The sequence below is a fragment of the Pedobacter steynii genome, from assembly GCF_001721645.1.
GTDB classification, from domain to species: domain Bacteria; phylum Bacteroidota; class Bacteroidia; order Sphingobacteriales; family Sphingobacteriaceae; genus Pedobacter; species Pedobacter steynii_A.
This window is the reverse complement of record NZ_CP017141.1, coordinates 3,014,103-3,032,848: the sequence shown is the minus strand read 5'-3', so window position 1 is coordinate 3,032,848 and position 18,746 is coordinate 3,014,103. Positions and strand designations below refer to the sequence as shown.

The following is an 18,746-nucleotide window of genomic DNA, read 5'->3' as shown; positions in this document are numbered from 1 at the left end:
CTTATTAAATATTCGCGTAATAATCAATTGTCTCGCCTGCTGCCAGTGTAACAATCGCTTTCTTGTATTTTGGGCTACGACCCGTAACTAAACCACCTTTAGTGTTTCTGGACTTCATTTTACCATTTACAACCATTGTATTAATGGCTAAAATGTTAACGTTGTACATTTTCTCTATGGCTTGCTTAATCTGCAATTTATTTGCTTTGTGTTCTACTCTAAAAGTAAAGCGGTTAGACTTTTCTGTTAATGCAGAAGCTTTTTCTGTTAATATTGGTTTCTTTAAAAATTCCATATTACTTGGCAAATGCCTCCTCCAATGTTTTAAGAGAATCAGCAGTAAACAAAAGCTTGCCACAGTTTAATACATCATATGTATTCAACTGATCTGCAGTAATCACTTTCGCTTTCTGGATGTTTCTGCTTGATAAATAGATATTGTTATTTTGTGAAGGTAAAACCAACAATGTCTTTTCGCCAGCTAAATTTAAAGCGCTAACTAAATTGATGTAGTTTTTAGTTTTGATTGAATCAAAACTAAAGTCTTCTAAAACAACAACGTTGTTATCCTGAGCTTTGTAAGTCAATGCTGATTTACGAGCTAGTTGCTTTAATTTTTTATTCAATTTGAAACTATAATCACGTGGCTGAGGACCAAACACGCGACCACCACCATTGAACAATGGAGATTTAATACTTCCGGCACGAGCACCACCAGTACCTTTTTGTTTGTATAGTTTACGGGTTGAACCAGCGATTTCGTTACGTTGTTTAGACTTATGAGTACCTTGACGTTGATTAGCCAAATACTGTTTAACATCTAAATAGATCGCGTGGTCAACAGGCGTAATGCCAAATACTGACTCAGGAAGTTGCACCTTGGCACCTGTCTCTTTTCCTGAAATGTTTAATACTTTAACTTCCATCTGCTTACTTATCTAAGATTACGTAAGAACCCTTAGCTCCTGGAATGGAACCACTAACTACAACAAGGTTTTGATCAGCATAAACTTTCAAAACTTGTAAGTTTTGAATTTTCACTCTGTCACCACCCATTCTACCCGCCATACGCATACCTTTAAATACACGTGCAGGATAAGATGCAGCACCTAATGAACCTGGCGCACGCATTCTGTTATGCTGTCCGTGAGTTTGTCCACCAACACCACCGAAACCATGACGTTTTACAACACCCTGGAAACCTTTACCTTTTGAAGTACCTACAACATCCACAAAATCACCTTCGCTGAAGATATTTACCGTTACCGTATCACCTAAGTTCAACGATTCTTCGAACGGTTCAAATTCAACCAATTTACGTTTTGGGGTAGTGTTTGCTTTCGCAAAGTGGCCTTTAAGAGGCTGGGTAGTGTTCTTCTCTTTGGCTTCGTCGAAACCTAACTGAACTGAAACGTAACCGTCTTTCTCTGCGGTCTTTACCTGTGTTACTACACAAGGCCCAGCTTCGATCACCGTACATGGAATGTTCTTTCCATCGGCGTCGAAAATGCTGGTCATTCCTACTTTTTTTCCAATAATACCTGACATTTTCTTTTTTTAAATTAACACCCATCGAAGCAGTAGGGCTTCGTTCAAGGTGGATACAATTCCCTTTAAGGGACGGCAAAAATACGAAAGAAATCTTAATTTTCAAATAGTTAGCTAATTATTTTTTCAAATAAACGCTATTTTTTTCCGCGAAGGGGAATGGACTCAGATAAGTAACTTTTTATCCGACTAACTTGTCACTCAGGCTATACAAGATTATAGATAAAACGAACAAACCAATCAAAACGTACAAGTAATCACGCTCAATAAGGAAACTAAATATAGAAAAAACAACCCTGGCTACGGGGGTAAAAATCAACAGCAATGTACCAAATTGAATGATCGCTTTTGAATCCAGATCTTTTAATCCGATTAGAATAGCAGGGATAGAAGAGAATCCAGACTTATCTGGATTAAAATTACGGTAATCAATCAGTACCGCATGGTCTGAGAACAAATAAAGCAATCCTCCGATCATCACCACAGACATAGATGCAATAACCCCTACCCTTAACAAGGTACCCAGAATGACCTGAATGTCGCGGTCTGCAAAGAAATTTCTCTTATCTGAACTCATAATTTACCTGATAAGCCATTATAAATCATTTGCAGCGCAAGAAAGGTAACGACCGCCGCAAATACTACTTTCAATTTATCCGTTTTGGTTTTCACCAGAATCTTTGATCCTAAAGTAGCCCCACAAAGCACTCCTATAGTTACGGGCATCGCAATCCCCGGGTCTATTTGTCCGCGGTGAAGGTATACTATTGCACTTGCAGCAGCCGTAACCCCCATCATAAAATTACTGGTAGTAGTAGAAACTTTAAAGGGAATTCTCATGATATTATCCATTGCAATTACCTTCAATGCCCCTGATCCAATCCCCAGCAAACCCGAAATAATGCCTGCAAAAAACATCATGATAAATCCGCCAAGTACGCGGTGGACTGCATACTTTTTCACTCCCTCTTCCGTGGGATAAGTCCCATTTAGCTTAAAAAACATTGCAAGTTTTCCCGAAGTATCATTATCGGAACGGTCTAGTTTCTTTACGATCATCATTGCAGCCGAAAACAAGAGGATTAAACCAAAAATAACAGCAATATAGCTCGGATCAAGATATACCGTCACTACAGCACCGATAATCGCACTGATTGTTGTCGCCATCTCAAGGAACATTCCGATCCTGATATTCGTAATTCCTTCTTTTACATAGGCGGCGGCCGAACCTGAAGAAGTCGCAATTACAGACACAATAGAAGCGCCGATGGCGTAATGAATATCCACGCCAAGTACCAGTGTAAGCAATGGAATGATAATTACCCCACCCCCTAAACCAGTCAGCGAACCAACCAATCCAGCTAAAAAAGCTCCTGCTAAAACTATAATTGTGAATAGTAATACCGACATTGCCGCAAATATACTATCTATAACCTGAACACAATAAAATTACAATATGAATGTTAAATTAAATATCATGCCGCCATCATGAGCCTTCAAACACCACAAAACTCAGATTAATTACCTTTAAAAACAGAAATATCCTATTAAAAAACAGCACTTTATGAAAAAACTGATATTCGCAATCATAGCCGTTCTCCTATTAAATCTAAACGCACAATCACAAATTCCAGCAGACAGTGCGAAAGCTGCCCCTGGTCTTCGGGGCCAATACGAATTCATGCTTTCAAAATCGAAAACCATTAATGGCTACAAGCTGATTAATCCAAGCAGACTTGCCGGACTTTGGAAAAGTGTAGCAGATTCACTAAACACCAACCGCAGGCAACTGAGCACTGTAAAGTCAAAACTTGCCGAACAAGAAAAAACCATTGCCACATTAAAAGGACAAATTTCCGGAACAGAAAGCTCTTTAGCCACATCTAATGCTAAATTAAATGAGATCAGCTTTCTTGGCATTTCTTTTACGAAGAGCAATTACAATGTAATTGTATGGAGCCTGATCCTGGTACTGGCAGCAGCGTTAGCAATTGTGATCCTCAGATCAGCTAAACATATTCATGAAGCCAACTACAGAAGTTCTTTATATGAAGAGATTTCCCAGGAATACCAAAGTTATAAAATGAAGGCCAATGACAAGGAAAAGAAGTTGGCCAGAGAGTTGCAGGATGAACGCAATAAACTTGATGAATTAAAAAATAGAGGTAGATAAACAGACCTCTTATTACATAAAAAAGCCTTCCTGAATAATCAGGAAGGCTTTTTTATGTTAACCGTCTATATAGTTAAACTTTGATTTCAACTTCAACACCGCTAGGTAATTCAAGTTTCATTAAAGCATCAACTGTTTTAGAGTTAGAGCTATAAATATCTAACAAACGTTTGTAAGCACATAACTGAAACTGCTCACGTGCTTTTTTATTCACGTGTGGTGAACGTAAAACAGTGAAGATTTTCTTTTCTGTAGGCAACGGAATTGGTCCGCTAACTACTGCACCCGTAGGTTTAACAGTCTTAACGATTTTCTCAGCAGATTTATCTACCAAGTTGTAATCGTAAGATTTTAATTTGATTCTGATTCTTTGGCTCATCTTATTTATGTATTATGGCAGCCGGTTAGAGCTATTAATAACCGGCCGCCGATTTATTATTATTCTGCGGATTTAATTCTGCCTTTTGATTTAGCAACTACTTCATCCTGTACGTTTCTTGGTGCTGGCTCGTAGTGATCAAACTCCATAGTTGAAGTTGCACGACCAGAAGTGATGGTACGTAACTGAGTTACATAACCAAACATTTCAGAAAGAGGCACAGTAGCTTTAATTACCTGAGATCCATTACGTGTATCCATACCTAAAAGCTGACCACGACGACGGTTCATGTCACCGATTACATCACCCATGTTTTCTTCAGGGGTTAAGATCTCGATTTTCATGATTGGCTCCATCAATACAGGGTTACATTTTGGTAATGCTTCACGATAAGCCATTTTAGCAGCAAGTTCGAATGACAAAGCATCTGAATCGACTGCGTGGAATGAACCATCAATTAAGCGAACTTTCATGTCCGGAAGTGGGTATCCAGCCAATACTCCATTAGCCATAGATGCTGCAAATCCTTTCTCTACAGAAGGGATAAACTCACGAGGGATTGAACCACCTGTAATTTCATTTACAAATTGTAAACCACCTTTTTCAAAATCAGCATCGATTGGAGAAATAACAACCTGGATATCTGCGAATTTACCACGACCACCTGATTGTTTTTTATAAGTCTCACGATGTTGAACCGATCCGTGAATTGCCTCTTTATAAGCAACTTGCGGCGCACCTTGATTAACCTCAACTTTAAACTCACGTCTTAAGCGGTCAATTAAGATATCTAAGTGAAGCTCACCCATACCAGAGATTACAGTCTGACCAGTTTCCTCGTCAGTTTGAACTCTAAATGTAGGATCTTCTTCAGCTAGTTTAGATAATCCCATACCTAATTTATCAATATCAGCTTGAGTTTTAGGCTCAATAGCTAAACCGATAACCGGCTCAGGGAAATCCATAGATTCCAGAATGATTGGGTGTTTCTCATCACAAAGTGTATCACCTGTTTTGATATCTTTAAATCCTACTACCGCAGCAATATCACCAGCACCTACATTAGGAATTGGATTTTGCTTGTTAGCATGCATTTGGAAGATACGGGAAATACGCTCTTTGTTTTCAGAACGTGCATTATATACGTATGAACCAGCTTCTAAGTTACCTGAGTAAACACGGATAAAGCACAAACGACCTACGAAAGGATCGGTTGCAATTTTAAACGCTAAAGCTGCAAACGGCTCATTTACATCTGGTTGACGAGTTACTTCAGCACCAGTATCAGGGTTAGTACCAGTGATACCGTCCACATCCATTGGTGAAGGCAATAATTCCATAACCAAATCCAACATGGTTTGAACACCTTTATTTTTGAAAGATGAACCGCAAACCATAGGAACGATTTTCGCATCTAAAGTTGCTTTACGCAATGCATCAAGAATCTCACGCTCAGTGATTGAGTTAGGATCATCAAAGAATTTCTCCATTAATGACTCATCGTAGTCAGCTACAGCTTCTAATAAATTCTCTCTCCATTCTGCAACTTCAGCCTCCATGTCAGCAGGAATTGGAACTTCAGTAAAGGTCATTCCTTTATCATGCTCATTCCAAACGATACCACGGTTATTGATCAAATCAACAACGCCAGTAAAGCTATCTTCTGCACCAATTGGTAACTGCAAAGGAACTGCATGGCTACCCAGCATGTCTCTTACTTGTTTAACAACTTTTAAGAAGTCAGCTCCTGAACGGTCCATTTTGTTAACGAAACCGATACGTGGAACTGCATAGTTGTTAGCTAAACGCCAGTTAGTTTCAGATTGAGGCTCAACACCATCAACAGCTGAAAATAAGAATACCAATCCATCCAAAACACGAAGTGAACGGTTTACCTCTACGGTAAAATCCACGTGTCCAGGAGTATCAATAACGTTTACCTGATATTTGTTACCACGGTAAGGCCAGAAAACGGTTGTTGCAGCAGAGGTGATGGTTATCCCACGTTCCGCTTCTTGTACCATCCAGTCCATCGTAGACGCACCTTCGTGTACCTCACCAATTTTGTGATTTACTCCGGCGTAATAAAGGATACGCTCAGTTGTTGTGGTTTTACCCGCATCAATGTGAGCCGCGATTCCAATATTTCTTGTAAATTTTAAATCTCTTGACATTTTATGATTCTGTATAATTAGAAACGGAAATGAGAGAACGCTTTGTTAGCCTCAGCCATTTTATGCGTATCTTCTTTTTTCTTCACTGCTGCACCTTCACCTTTAGCTGCTGAAACGATTTCACCTGCTAATTTCTCCTTCATTGTTTTTTCTCCACGTTTACGAGCGTAAGAAATTAACCATTTCATGCCTAAAGCAATTTTACGGTCAGGTCTTACCTCTGTAGGTACCTGGAAATTTGCACCACCTACACGACGAGATTTAACCTCAACAGCAGGCATTACATTTGTTAAAGCACGTTTCCATACTTCTAATCCGTTCTCACCAGCTTTTTTCTCAGCTAGTTCTACAGCATCATAAAAAATATCATATGCGATGGATTTTTTTCCATCATACATCATATTGTTTACGAACCTTGTCACCTGAACATCGTTAAATTTTGGATCAGGAAGGATAATTCTCTTTTTTGGTTTTGACTTTCTCATTTGTTTTTCCTCCTAATTATTTCTTTTTACCTTTTGTTGGTGCCGCAGCTACTTGTCCTGGCTTAGGACGTTTAGTACCATATTTTGAACGACGTTGGTTACGACCAGCAACTCCTGAAGTATCTAATGCTCCACGGATGATGTGATAACGTACACCTGGCAAATCTTTAACACGACCACCACGGATCAATACAATGGAGTGCTCCTGTAAATTGTGACCTTCACCTGGAATATAGGCATTCACCTCTTTACCATTGGTTAAACGTACACGGGCAACTTTACGCATTGCTGAGTTTGGTTTTTTAGGGGTAGTGGTATATACACGCGTACATACACCTCTTCGCTGTGGACAGCTGTCCAACGCCGGAGACTTACTCTTGAACTCCAGTGCTACTCTACCTTTTCTAACTAATTGTTGAATGGTTGGCATTGTTCTTTTTTTGTTTTCTATTAATGTTTAAAAACTTTACCCCTATAATAAGGGACTGCAAAGGTAAGACAATACATTTTATAAATCAAGGGGTTAACATAAAAATAATTCAGCGGAAACAGGACAAAGTCAACTCATCATCAAGGTAAAGCTATGTCAGTGAAAAACAGGTAAAATTAAGATCTTATGGGGTTAAAATAATTCCGAAGCCTAAATAATCCGCTTCCGTTTTATGGATATAAACCTTGCGGTCCATCCAGAAATCAGGACCATAGTTCATTTTATGACATTTATAAATGAAAATTATTTTTAGTGAAATGTATTCAGATAAAGTTTTTCCACTTTTTTCCTCGCCCAATCCGTTTTACGCAGAAATTTCAAACTTGACTTCAGACTTGGATTGTTCTGAAAACAATCAATGCGAACCAATAGTCCCAATTCCGGCCATCCATAATGCCATACCAGCTGTTTAACAATAAACTCCAGTGTTTTACCATGTAATGGATTATTTGGTTGTTCTGCTCCCATCATACTGCAAAATTAAGAAGAATTTCCGGCTCTAATGATTAAATTTGTTCTATTCAGTTTTATTTAATCCATAACAGATGCAATTCAAATTAGGAGATTTTGTTCGTTTTGTAGACGAAAACATAGAAGGATACATTACCAGAATCATAGATAAAGACACCATAGGGGTAACCGATTCCAATGATTTTGAAATTCCTGTTCAAGCCAGGAAAGTCACCCTCGTTCATGGTGAAATTCCAGACAATGATATTGTTTCGAACCGTCAGACAATCGTCATACCTGAAACCCAATTTATAAAAGAAGGGATTTATTTGGCACTGATTACCGATCAGCACAGCAGTTCAGTTGCGCATTTTCATTTAGTTAATGAAAGTTCATTTCAGCTACTGGCCAGCCTGACCACAGAAAAAGGAGATCACTACAAAGGGGAATTTGCAGCGATCGTACCTGCAAATTCAACGAAAAAGATCTACTCTGCACAGCTTGGGGATATCCAGATCTGGCCGAAATTCAAACTCGAGATCTTATTTCACACTCCTGCAAATGTAGAACCTAAAGAGGCCATTATTTACCATGAGCGCATCAAAGGAAAAGATCTTTCTGTGGCCAAAGAGGACATCGCCTTACTAAAACAAAAAGGCTGGTTGATCCGTCTTGATGCCACGGAAGCAACGATTGATCCGGAAAAGCTTAAAGAGAGTTTCTTCAAAGCCCGTTAATAACAAGTCTTCTTCCGAATCAAACAATTATTACAATTAACGGGTTATCACTCAGTATCAAAACTCCTACAGTCATGAAAAGTCTACCCCCTATCTTAACAATGCTTTTTTGCATTCCATTAATGGCAGTAACCTGTAACCGACCTATGGAAAAATCCGAAGAACCCAGACTTAAGGATATCAAATTACCAGAGGGCTTCCATATAGCTGTTTATAGCAAGGTAGACAATGCCCGTTCTATGGCATTAGGTAGCAACGGAACCGTGTTTGTTGGTAATCGGGATGGCAACAAGGTCTATGCTTTAGTAGATGAAGATAAGGATGGGGTAGCGGAAAAAACCTATATCATTGCGCAAGGATTGAAAGATATGCCAAATGGAATCGCCTTCAAAGATGGCAGTTTATATGTAGCTGAGGTTAGCAGGATATGGCGCTTTGATCAGATAGAAGATCATCTTTCCAATCCTCCAAAACCGGTATTGGTATATGATAAGCTTCCTAAAGAGACCCACCATGGCTGGAAATACCTGGGTTTTGGGCCCGATGGAAAGCTTTACTTTCCAATCGGAGCACCCTGCAATATCTGTGACAATACGGATAAAGACAACAGATATGCCTCCATACTCCGCATGAACCCGGACGGAACAGCTCTTGAGGTTTTTGCCAACGGGGTACGGAACTCTGTTGGTTTCGACTGGAATCCCCTGACCAAAGAATTATGGTTTACAGATAATGGAAGAGACATGCTTGGCGAGGACATTCCTGCAGATGAGTTAAACCGTGCTGAAAAGGCCGGAATGCATTTTGGCTATCCTTTTGTACATGCAGGAGACATCTTAGATCCTGAATTCGGAAAGGGGAAAGACCCTAAAAATTTCAGCGCTCCACAACAAAAGCTCGGCGCACACGTAGCCGCATTGGGCATGAAATTCTATACTGGTGATATGTTTCCCAAGATCTATAAAAATCAGATCTTAATTCCTGAACATGGATCATGGAACCGCAAGGAACCATCTGGCTATCGCCTGATGCTGGTCAAGCTTGATGGCAATAAAGTCCTGAGCTATGAGCCTTTTGCCACGGGCTGGCTAAAAGGTGGAAAAGCATGGGGACGTCCTGTGGATATCCTTCAATTGCCGGATGGGTCGATTCTGGTATCAGATGATTTTGCTAACCTGGTTTACCGAATCTCCTATAAAAACTAATATTTTTAGATCAGAATATTGTCTTTCCAATTATTTTTTTGTAATCTGTTGCAATCATTAAAATGATCCTAAATGAACGCAACAGATTACAATTTTGATTTCATTAACATCGGCAAGAAAACACATGACCTTCTTATAAAATGGGGAGTTCCTGATAGCATTGCCGACTACATCAACCTTCTCGCGCTGTTACTGGTACTTATAATTACCGTTTATCTGCTGCATTATGTTCTTAGACGCCTGTTAAGAATCACCTTAATCCGCATTACAAAACGTACAAAAATTGATTTCTTTCATCATTTACTGGAAAACCGTTTCTCTCATTTTGTAGCGCTGACCACCGCTGTTGTCCTGGTAAAAAATTCCATCCCCGCGGTGTTCTATTCTTTCCACAGCCTGATTGCCCCCTTAAACAAACTAACAGAGGTATATCTGGTCATTATCATTATTTGGCTGATCATCTCTTTGATCCGATCAGGGGCCGATTCTTTAAGAAAAAAATCTGCTTTCAAATCCAAGCCTATAGAAAGCTACATGCAAGTGATCAGGATCATCCTGTTTTTTATAGGTGCTGTGATCATCTTCTCTAACCTTACCGGAAAATCTCCCGTTACCTTCTTTACCGCAATGGGTGCAGTTTCCGCAGTATTATTATTGATGTTTAAAGATACCATTATGGGATTCGTTGCCAGCATACAAGTGAGCACTAATGATACTGTAAGAATCGGGGATTGGATTACAATGGCCAAATATGGTGCTGATGGTGATGTTATAGAAATTAATCTGACAACAGTTAAAGTACAGAATTTTGATAGGACCATCACCACCATCCCGACGTACTCCCTTATCTCCGATTCTTTTCAAAACTGGCGTGGAATGAGTGAGTCCGGAGGACGAAGGATAAAAAGGGCAATCTTCATCAGACAATCTACCATTCGTTTTCTAACTTATGAGGAAGTTGAACAATTCAGAAGAATCCAGTCGTTAACCTCCTACATTGATCACAGACAAAAGGACATCGATAAACATAACGAGCGCATTTCAGCGGATAAGAGCCTCCTGATCAATGGCAGAAATCTAACAAACGCCGGACTATACCGAAAGTATATCGACAACTACATTTCAAATCACACTGGACTACATAAAAAGATGACGATGATGGTCAGACAACTTGCACCTACTCCTAATGGATTGCCGCTGGAAATCTATGCCTTCACTGGTACTACTAAATGGGTGGATTATGAATATATCATGGCCGATATATTTGATCATCTTCTGGCTTCTGCAAGTTATTTTGATTTGCAGGTACATGAGATGGATATACTCGCTCAGGATAAATAAAAAATCCCATTGTGAATATTCACAATGGGATTTTTCAATAGAAAAATTATATTATTTAGACCAGCTGTTATTTGCTGCGTTACTATCAGGTAAAACCCGGTCCGGATCCAGAGTTACCGATAATACTTCATCCGTAGTCGGGTAATTTACCGTCCAGCTGGTATTGCGCATCCAGATATCTACTGGAAGTTTAATTACCTCTGTCTTTCCTCCTTTTGTTTTCACCTCCAGAATGATCGGCATTGGCATTTTTTCCAAATTCGATATCACAATATTATATCCTGTTCTTACTCCATCTTTGCTGAGTTCTTTTACCTCAGTAATGGCCTGGTCAGTTTTCCAATTCTCCAGGAACCAGCCCCTCCAAAACCAGGAAAGATCCTCTCCGGCTCCATTCTCCATTGCACGGAAAAAGTCGTACGGGCTTGGGTGTTTGTACGCCCAGTTTTCAATATATTTTTTAAAAGCATAATCGAAACGATCTGCGCCTAATACCTGATCTCTTAACACATTCAATCCCCAGGAAGGTTTATAATACAGGTTTACACCAATATTGGCTTCTTTCATGGCATCCGGACTTAACATCACATACTCTAACGCATCATTACTTAAGTATTTGGCAACTCCCTGCATGTTTTCAGGTTTTGCCTTATATTCTCCGTTATTAAAAGCAGATTTAGACAGCCCATTAATAAAGGTGTTAAATCCTTCATCCATCCAGCCAAATTTACGCTCGTTACTTCCAACTATCATTGGAAACCAGGTATGCCCGAACTCATGATCGATTACCCCCCACGCACTTCCATTTTTTGCCTTCCAGCCACAAAAAACAATTCCGGGATATTCCATTCCACCAACATTACTGGCTACATTCACCGCCATTGGGTAAGGATATTCAAACCATTTATTAGAATAATACTCTATAGAAGATTTCACATACTCTACCCCTCTGCCATAGCTATCCTTACCGTTGCTTTCCACCGGATGTGCAGAAACAGCCAGTGATTTTTTACCACTTGGAAGATTGATTCTGGCTGCATCCAGGACAAAGGCTTTTGACGAAGCCCAGGCTACATCACGGGTGTTTTTAATTTTAAACTTCCAGGTCAATGTTTCTTTTGCCGGTCGTGATTTTGGGTTTGTTACCTCTTCCTCAGAACGAATAGTAACGGTTTTATCACTTAGCTTCGCTGCATTCCAACGGGTCAATTGATCCGCAGTAAACACTTCCTGAGGGTTCAACAGCTCTCCGGAGCCCATAACAATATGGCTGGCCGGAGCAGTCACTGAGAAATCCACATCTCCGTATTCACAGTAAAATTCTCCCGCACCCCAGTAAGGTAAAGTATTCCAGCCTAAAATATCATCGTAAACACTCATTCTCGGAAACCATTGTGCAATAGCAAAAATTTCCCCGTTTTTAGTGGTCAGATGTCCCATCCGGTCAGAACCATTTATAGGGATAACAAATGAAAAATCCATTTTTATGGTAACAGTTTCACCATTTGCAGCCAGTGGCTCATCCAAACGGATCTGCATTCTGGTATCCTCAGTAAGAGCGCTGAATTTTACTGGTTTTGCTTTTTGAGAAACACTCAAGCCCTCTATTTTATAACCGCCTTCTACTTTTTCTCCTCTGGCTCCATACCGACTCCCAGCAGCAATCAGCGAATTCCCACGTGAAGTTTCTGCAAATAGATTTTGATCTAGTTGAAGCCATAAAAATGGCAGTTTATCAGGACTATTGTTTTTATAGGTAATGATAACTGATCCGGTTACACTTCTTTTTATTTCATCAAGTTTTGCGGTAATCTGATAATCTGCACGGTTCTGCCAGTATTTGGCACCAGGATAGCCATTGGCCGATCGGTATTCATTACCATTCTGGGTATAAAACAAGGGGTTGAATGCGGCATGAGGATTATAGTTTCCGGTGGTCTGTTGACCCATAGAACTAAAACCGATTGCGCATAACAAGACCAATAGTAAGGTCGACTTATTCATCATGTTTAGTTGTTGGTTTATAGATTCGAACTAAAGATATAAAATGAAATTTTATACCTGACCATTGTAACGGTTTTATTAGTTCGCCTTCAACCTGGGCATCGGAGATAGTTTTCTTTGTCCACTAGGAAGTTTAAGCCAGCTGTGATAGGCCTTGACAATATAATAGGTATAATTAAAAGGCCGCTCGTCTTTTATCAAAGAAACTGATGGCCGATATATACTCATGAAGTCTTTAAGATCCTGCCCTGATAGTTTAACCAGCTTAGCAATACTTTCCTCATTGAAATTTTCTCTGATCTCCGTTTCGTAGCTATCGCGTTCTTCGAGGATACGCTCTTTTTCCCTTTCTCTTTTCATTTTGCCATAGCCAAGGTTAAAAAGCATCCCTCCAGCTTTGTCATTGTTTTCCTTTCCTCTCAATCCATCTGATCCGAACCTCTTCGATTCTTTTGCATCAGGATCCCGGTAAAGTACAGAAGGATTTACCTTTGCGCTGATAATTTTTACTTCATTTAGGGTTTTTGAATTTCCAGGCAAAAAAATAGTTTTTGGCTTAAGATCTATGAGAAAAAGCGTATCAGTATGATAACCAACATAAGAAAACTCCAGTAAATCGCCAACCTTAGCAGGAATACTAAACTGACCTGCAGCTTTTGTTTTTGAAAATTCTCGGCTATTGAGGTTTCTGACAATTACATCCTGGATAGGGAAAGTCTTATTGTCGTAATCATACACTGTACCCGATACAGAGGTTTGCGCCCGGACAAAAAAAGGGACAATGCTGATCAACAACAAGAATAAATACTTAGCCATATTCAAATGTAACGTTGATTTTACCCATCTGAATACAATTTAACAAAATTTAACAGCGCGATGTTAATTACTTTAACAGGGTTTCGTAGCTACCTTCATCAAAGCCGATAAGCAATGCTTTCTGATTGAGCTCAACAACCGGTCTTTTAATCGCACTGGTATATTGCAACAACAGCTGAACTGCCGATTCCTGATCGCTAACGCCATCCTGTTGTTCCTTACTAAGCTTCTTCCATGTTGTTCCTTTTCTATTCAGTACTTTCTCCCAACCAAAAGTATCGCACCACTCATTTAGCTTCTCTGCGGTAATACCGTTTTTTTTGAAATCGCGGAACTCTGGATTAAATTTATTTTCAGCTAACCATGTTCTGGCCTTTTTTACTGTATTGCAATTTGGTATTCCGTATATAATCATATCAGCAAAAATAAAATTTATTATCATTAATATTGTTGTTGATTTTATCTCTCTATGTGGGGGCGACTTGAAATTGTAAAAGATAATGCCGGAAACTATATTCAGTAGTCGATCATACTGAATAGCCAACTCAGTCTCCGTCAGGCTTTCATTTCAATCTTATTTCACAATTTCAGATAAGTTCTTAACATTTAATAGTTAACATATATGTTTAAGCTAACTTTTAAACAACAAGTATTAACAGGCTTTACTGTATCCTTATTGTTTGTCCTCGTATCCGCCGTAACCTCATACTTCAGTGTCGAAAAACTGAAGGAAGATACTAAATGGCAAGGTCATACCTACGAAGTCATTAATCTGATCAAAAATGTGGAGACACAGGTACTGAACTCAGAAAGTGCTTTGAGGGGATTTATTTTATCTCAAAAAAGTGCCTACCTGAAACCTTATAATACGAACTCTCCTATGATCCTGGAAACCGTTCAGGAATTAAAAAAAACGATCAGTGACAATCGGGAACAAATAGAACGGGCCGATTCTCTTGATGCCTACGCTCATAGAAAAGTAGCGGAAATGCAGGAAGTGATACGCATCTACGATAAGAGTGGAAAGGATGCAGCAGCAAACAGGGTATTAAATGGAGGTGGACAGCATTATAAAGATCAGATGTTGATCATTAGCAAAAAAATGGTTGAAACTGAATTTCGGTTATTGGCGGAGAGGAAAACCAACATTGTAAGCAGCAGCCAGAAAAGCACCTGGATTATTTTATTGAGCTCATTAATCATATTCTGTCTGATCCTGTTTCTTTTTACATATATCAAAAGAACATTCGATCAGCAAAAACTAACAGAAGCCCAAATCAGAGAGTCAAACCTCCAACTCGAACAGGTCTCCGCTGAAAATGAGCAGAAAAACTGGCTTTTATCAGGCGCAACCGCAGTAAACGACGCCATGCGTGGAGAACAGGAGATTGATGAGCTATCTGCCAATATTATTACCAGAATCAGCAATTACGTAAATGCGCCAATTGGGGCTTTTTTTCTGATCAACAGATCTAAAAAAACATTTAAATATACTGGTGGTTACGCTTACCAACCAAAAAAGAGAGAAACAAACCAATATCATTTTGGAGAAGGGCTTATAGGACAGGTCGCCGTTGAGAAAAAAGTTAAATTATTAAACAACCTTCCTTCAGATTATATCAAAATCAGTTCCGGATTGGGGAACACTTTGCCAAACTGCATTTATATTGTACCGATTATTTTTGAAGACGAAACCCTTGCTGTAATTGAGCTTGGCCTTCAGGAAGCTCCTGATGAAAAAACGGTGTTATTTATGACGGGCATTAGCGAGAGCATTGGTGTTGCTGTGAACAGCGCTGTAGCGAGAGTGAAACTAAGAGCCTTGTTTGAACAAACCCAACAGCAGGCTGAGGAACTGGAAAGTCAACAGGAAGAACTACGTACAACTAATGAGGAGTTGATGTACAAAACAGATCAGCTTCAATCGTCTGAGGAAGAGCTAAGAGTACAGCAGGAGGAATTACGTCAAACCAATGCTGAACTGGAAGAAAAGGCTCAGCAACTTGAAGAACGTAACATTTCCATCAACCAGGCAAGAGAAGCCATTAGTTTAAAAGCTGAAGAACTGGAGATTTCCAGTAAGTACAAATCTGAATTCCTGGCCAATATGAGTCATGAATTGAGAACTCCTTTAAATAGCATCCTTATTCTGGCAAGAATCTTAAAAGAGAACCGACCTGAAAATCTGAATGAAGATCAGATCAAATATGCTGGTGTTATCCATAATGCGGGAAATGACCTGCTCAGTCTGATCAATGACATTCTTGACCTGTCAAAAATTGAATCTGGCAAAGTAGAGCTGAGCATTGAATCCGTTAAACCTGAAGCGATCAAACAAGGTATGGAATCTCTGTTTACGGAGCTTGCCAGAAGCAAAAAGATTCAGTTCAATACTATTCTTGAAAATGACCTTCCGGAAAATATTCTTACAGATCAATCCCGCCTGGAACAGGTTGTCAAGAACTTACTTTCCAATGCATTCAAGTTTACTCCGGAATATGGTCAGATCACACTAAGTCTTAAAAGGACATCCAAGGATACTCACTTTTTCTCTGACCGGCTAAAAAACACAACGGAAGAAATTATAGGAATAACCGTAAAAGATTCTGGAATTGGCATTCCTGAAGATAAGCAAAAGCTAATTTTTGAAGCCTTCCAGCAAGCAGATGGCTCTACCAGCCGTAAATTTGGCGGAACAGGACTAGGCTTGTCCATCAGCAAAGAACTGGCCTATATCCTTGGAGGAGAAATCCAGGTAAGTAGTAAACCTAATGAGGGAAGTACTTTCACGTTGTTTGTTCCAAGAAACAATTCCTTCCAGCAGTTCGATCAGGTTATTATAAATAAACCAGAAGAAATCTCTATTGTGCCCCTGGCTCCTGAACCTGCCATCATTCCGACAAAGCAGTCAGACGAACCTCAAACTTTACTAATCATCGAAGATGATGTGGTTTTTGCCGATGTACTGAATGATTATGCACTTGAAAAAGGCTTTAACCCAATACTTGCCCATAGTGGCGACACTGGTCTGGAGATGGCATTTTCTCATCTTCCGGATGCCATTGTTCTGGACATCATGCTTCCGGTAATGGATGGATGGACTATTCTAAAAAAGTTAAAAACTGATTCCAGAACAAAGCATATCCCTGTACATATGATGTCGGCGGGGAATGAGAAAGCCAGCAAAGCAAAAAAAGAAGGTGCCATAGGTTTCCTTAAAAAACCAGTTGAAAAAGAGCAGTTGGATGAGGCCTTTAAACTATTGAGCGCTGCCTATCTCAAATACAATTTTAAGAGTGTTTTAGTTATTGAAGATCAGGAACTGCAAAGCAGAGAACTTACCCAACAACTGACAGAAAAAGGAGTAGATGTGAAACAGGCATTCACTGGCAAAGAAGCACTTGATTTGTTGGATGAACAGACATTTGACTGCATCATTCTGGATCTGAAACTCCCTGATATTTCCGGATTTGATTTGTTAGACCAAATAAAATCACAAGCCCGCCATGCACACATTCCGGTCATCATTAATACAGCTATGGAGCTGGATCAGGAAAAAATGGCGCACATTATGCGATATACAGATGCTATGGTCCTGAAATCAAACAAGTCTAATGACCGGCTAATTGATGAGGTCAGTCTGTTTATTAACAAACTGAAACAAAACGGCCCTGCTGCGCCCTCAAAACCTGGGGCAGTTAAAGCTAAAAGCGTATCTACTATGGAGAAAGTCCTGAAAGACAAAACCATTTTAATAACTGATGACGATATGCGGAACATCTTTGCCCTTTCCAGTGCATTACAATTGTATGATCTTAAAATCGTCATTGCCAACAATGGAAGGGAGGCACTGGAAAGACTGGAAGAATCAGAACAGATTGATCTCGTATTAATGGATATCATGATGCCTGAAATGGATGGATATGAATCAATGAAAGCAATCAGGCTGCAAAAAAAGTTTGCCAAACTGCCAATCATTGCACTAACAGCCAAAGCCATGAAAAATGATCGGGAAAAGTGTATTGAAGCCGGAGCAAATGATTATATTTCTAAACCGGTTGATATGGACAAGTTATTGTCAATGTTAAGAGTTTGGTTAAGTTAGTATGCATAAGGAGGAGGATTACATCAGTTACGATCAATTATCAGAATTAATTGATTTCATTAAAAACATTCACGGTTTTGATTTTAGCGATTACTCTGCTGCTTCTCTGAAAAGAAGAGTGACCAGGATTATGCAGTTGCAAAAACTAAGCCTATTTGATTTACGTACTCTACTGACAAATGATCATGATTATTTTGAGTCTTTTCTCATTGAAGTTACTGTTAATGTCACCGAGATGTTCCGGGATCCATCGTTTTATAAATCTGTGAAAGAAAATATCATTCCCTACCTTCGTTCTTATCAAAGAATTAAAGTTTGGAATGCCGGCTGTTCAACAGGAGAAGAGTTATACTCTTATGCTATCCTGTTTGCTGAAGAAGAACTTTATGACAGAAGCTTCTTTTACGGTACCGACATCAATAATGATGTCCTTAATTTTGCGAAAGATGGAATCTATGATTTACAAAAGATGAAATTGTATTCTGAAAACTATCAAAAGACCGGAACGATGCATACGCTTTCTGATTTTTATACTGCTCGTTATGAAGCTGCGTCCATTAACAGATCTTTGAAAAAAAATCTGTTGTTTTCTGCTCATAATCTGGCCTCAGATGGCGTTTTCAATGAGTTCCAGGTCATCTCTTGTCGTAATGTACTGATCTACTTTAATACAGACCTTCAGAAAAGAGTTATTGAATTATTCTATAATAGTTTAGCTAATTTTGGTTTTCTATGTTTAGGCGCGAAAGAAACCTTAAGAAGTACAGAAACAGGCCGTTTCAAGGTCATCGATAAGAAAAACAACATTTACCAAAAAATAGCATAAGGGCCTGAGAAAG

General features: G+C 39.3%; 19 protein-coding genes. 6 read left to right on the top strand and 13 right to left on the bottom strand.

All coding sequences use genetic code 11. From position 1 onward, the window contains the following. Positions 1 to 4: 4 nt before the first annotated feature. The 5 genes from rplW to BFS30_RS12610 form a co-directional block, all read right to left on the bottom strand. Positions 5 to 295, bottom strand: a complete 291-nt coding sequence (gene rplW / locus BFS30_RS12630; protein ID WP_069379632.1) for a 50S ribosomal protein L23 — start codon at positions 293 to 295, stop codon at positions 5 to 7. 1 nt (position 296) lies between these two features. Then, entirely contained in the window at positions 297 to 926 is a 630-nt protein-coding gene (gene rplD / locus BFS30_RS12625) for a 50S ribosomal protein L4 (RefSeq protein WP_069379631.1), read from the bottom strand. A gap of 4 nt (positions 927 to 930) precedes the next feature. Further along, the gene (rplC, locus tag BFS30_RS12620; protein WP_069379630.1) at positions 931 to 1,548 is read right to left on the bottom strand and encodes a 50S ribosomal protein L3; all 618 of its coding nucleotides are present in this window, start codon (positions 1,546 to 1,548) and stop codon (positions 931 to 933) included. Between the two features lie 181 nt (positions 1,549 to 1,729). Next, positions 1,730 to 2,125, bottom strand: a complete 396-nt coding sequence (locus BFS30_RS12615; protein ID WP_069379629.1) for a DUF1634 domain-containing protein — start codon at positions 2,123 to 2,125, stop codon at positions 1,730 to 1,732. Further along, a complete protein-coding gene (locus BFS30_RS12610; protein ID WP_069379628.1) occupies positions 2,122 to 2,958 on the bottom strand; it encodes a sulfite exporter TauE/SafE family protein in 837 nt (278 codons plus the stop codon). The genes BFS30_RS12615 and BFS30_RS12610 overlap by 4 nt, the downstream gene beginning before the upstream one ends. A 154-nt stretch (positions 2,959 to 3,112) precedes the next feature. On the opposite strand from BFS30_RS12610, the gene BFS30_RS12605 reads away from it, so the two are divergent. Beyond that, positions 3,113 to 3,721, top strand: coding sequence for a hypothetical protein (locus BFS30_RS12605; RefSeq protein WP_069379627.1), 609 nt, complete (start codon positions 3,113 to 3,115; stop codon positions 3,719 to 3,721). A gap of 73 nt (positions 3,722 to 3,794) precedes the next feature. Here the strand turns inward: BFS30_RS12605 and rpsJ are convergent, their stop codons facing one another. The 5 genes from rpsJ to BFS30_RS12580 all read right to left on the bottom strand — a co-directional run bounded on the left by rpsJ (position 3,795) and on the right by BFS30_RS12580 (position 7,717). Further along, positions 3,795 to 4,100, bottom strand: a complete 306-nt coding sequence (rpsJ, locus tag BFS30_RS12600; RefSeq protein ID WP_008244591.1) for a 30S ribosomal protein S10 — start codon at positions 4,098 to 4,100, stop codon at positions 3,795 to 3,797. A gap of 59 nt (positions 4,101 to 4,159) precedes the next feature. Then, positions 4,160 to 6,274 (bottom strand): elongation factor G, encoded by a 2,115-nt coding sequence (gene fusA, locus BFS30_RS12595; protein WP_069379626.1) that lies wholly within the window; start codon positions 6,272 to 6,274, stop codon positions 4,160 to 4,162. A 17-nt stretch (positions 6,275 to 6,291) separates the two neighbouring features. Next, positions 6,292 to 6,759, bottom strand: a complete 468-nt coding sequence (gene rpsG / locus BFS30_RS12590) for a 30S ribosomal protein S7 (protein WP_008244596.1) — start codon at positions 6,757 to 6,759, stop codon at positions 6,292 to 6,294. Between the two features lie 16 nt (positions 6,760 to 6,775). Further along, positions 6,776 to 7,189 carry a 30S ribosomal protein S12 gene (gene rpsL / locus BFS30_RS12585; RefSeq protein ID WP_008244597.1) on the bottom strand — a complete coding sequence of 138 codons (414 nt, stop codon included), beginning with the start codon at positions 7,187 to 7,189 and terminating at the stop codon, positions 6,776 to 6,778. A gap of 309 nt (positions 7,190 to 7,498) precedes the next feature. Next, positions 7,499 to 7,717, bottom strand: coding sequence for a VF530 family DNA-binding protein (locus BFS30_RS12580; RefSeq protein ID WP_069379625.1), 219 nt, complete (start codon positions 7,715 to 7,717; stop codon positions 7,499 to 7,501). Between the two features lie 77 nt (positions 7,718 to 7,794). Here BFS30_RS12580 and BFS30_RS12575 point away from each other — a divergent pair, with 77 nt between their 5' ends. The 3 genes from BFS30_RS12575 to BFS30_RS12565 all read left to right on the top strand — a co-directional run bounded on the left by BFS30_RS12575 (position 7,795) and on the right by BFS30_RS12565 (position 10,982). Continuing rightward, positions 7,795 to 8,436 (top strand): hypothetical protein, encoded by a 642-nt coding sequence (locus tag BFS30_RS12575; protein WP_069379624.1) that lies wholly within the window; start codon positions 7,795 to 7,797, stop codon positions 8,434 to 8,436. A 146-nt stretch (positions 8,437 to 8,582) separates the two neighbouring features. Further along, complete coding sequence (locus tag BFS30_RS12570; RefSeq protein ID WP_208603053.1) at positions 8,583 to 9,641, top strand: PQQ-dependent sugar dehydrogenase; 1,059 nt, start codon at positions 8,583 to 8,585, stop codon at positions 9,639 to 9,641. Positions 9,642 to 9,713: 72 nt separating this feature from the next. Beyond that, a complete protein-coding gene (locus tag BFS30_RS12565) occupies positions 9,714 to 10,982 on the top strand; it encodes a mechanosensitive ion channel family protein (RefSeq protein ID WP_069379622.1) in 1,269 nt (422 codons plus the stop codon). Positions 10,983 to 11,033: 51 nt separating this feature from the next. Here the strand turns inward: BFS30_RS12565 and BFS30_RS12560 are convergent, their stop codons facing one another. The 3 genes from BFS30_RS12560 to BFS30_RS12550 all read right to left on the bottom strand — a co-directional run bounded on the left by BFS30_RS12560 (position 11,034) and on the right by BFS30_RS12550 (position 14,217). Further along, complete coding sequence (locus BFS30_RS12560; protein ID WP_157262911.1) at positions 11,034 to 12,989, bottom strand: M1 family metallopeptidase; 1,956 nt, start codon at positions 12,987 to 12,989, stop codon at positions 11,034 to 11,036. Positions 12,990 to 13,064: 75 nt separating this feature from the next. After that, positions 13,065 to 13,802 (bottom strand): hypothetical protein, encoded by a 738-nt coding sequence (locus BFS30_RS12555; protein WP_069379620.1) that lies wholly within the window; start codon positions 13,800 to 13,802, stop codon positions 13,065 to 13,067. A 67-nt stretch (positions 13,803 to 13,869) separates the two neighbouring features. Continuing rightward, positions 13,870 to 14,217, bottom strand: coding sequence for an arsenate reductase (locus tag BFS30_RS12550; RefSeq protein WP_083252025.1), 348 nt, complete (start codon positions 14,215 to 14,217; stop codon positions 13,870 to 13,872). 207 nt (positions 14,218 to 14,424) lie between these two features. Between BFS30_RS12550 and BFS30_RS12545 the strand changes: the two genes are divergently transcribed. Then, positions 14,425 to 17,907, top strand: coding sequence for a response regulator (locus BFS30_RS12545; protein ID WP_069379619.1), 3,483 nt, complete (start codon positions 14,425 to 14,427; stop codon positions 17,905 to 17,907). 1 nt (position 17,908) lies between these two features. Then, positions 17,909 to 18,733, top strand: a complete 825-nt coding sequence (locus tag BFS30_RS12540; RefSeq protein WP_069379618.1) for a CheR family methyltransferase — start codon at positions 17,909 to 17,911, stop codon at positions 18,731 to 18,733. Positions 18,734 to 18,746: the final 13 nt, after the last annotated feature.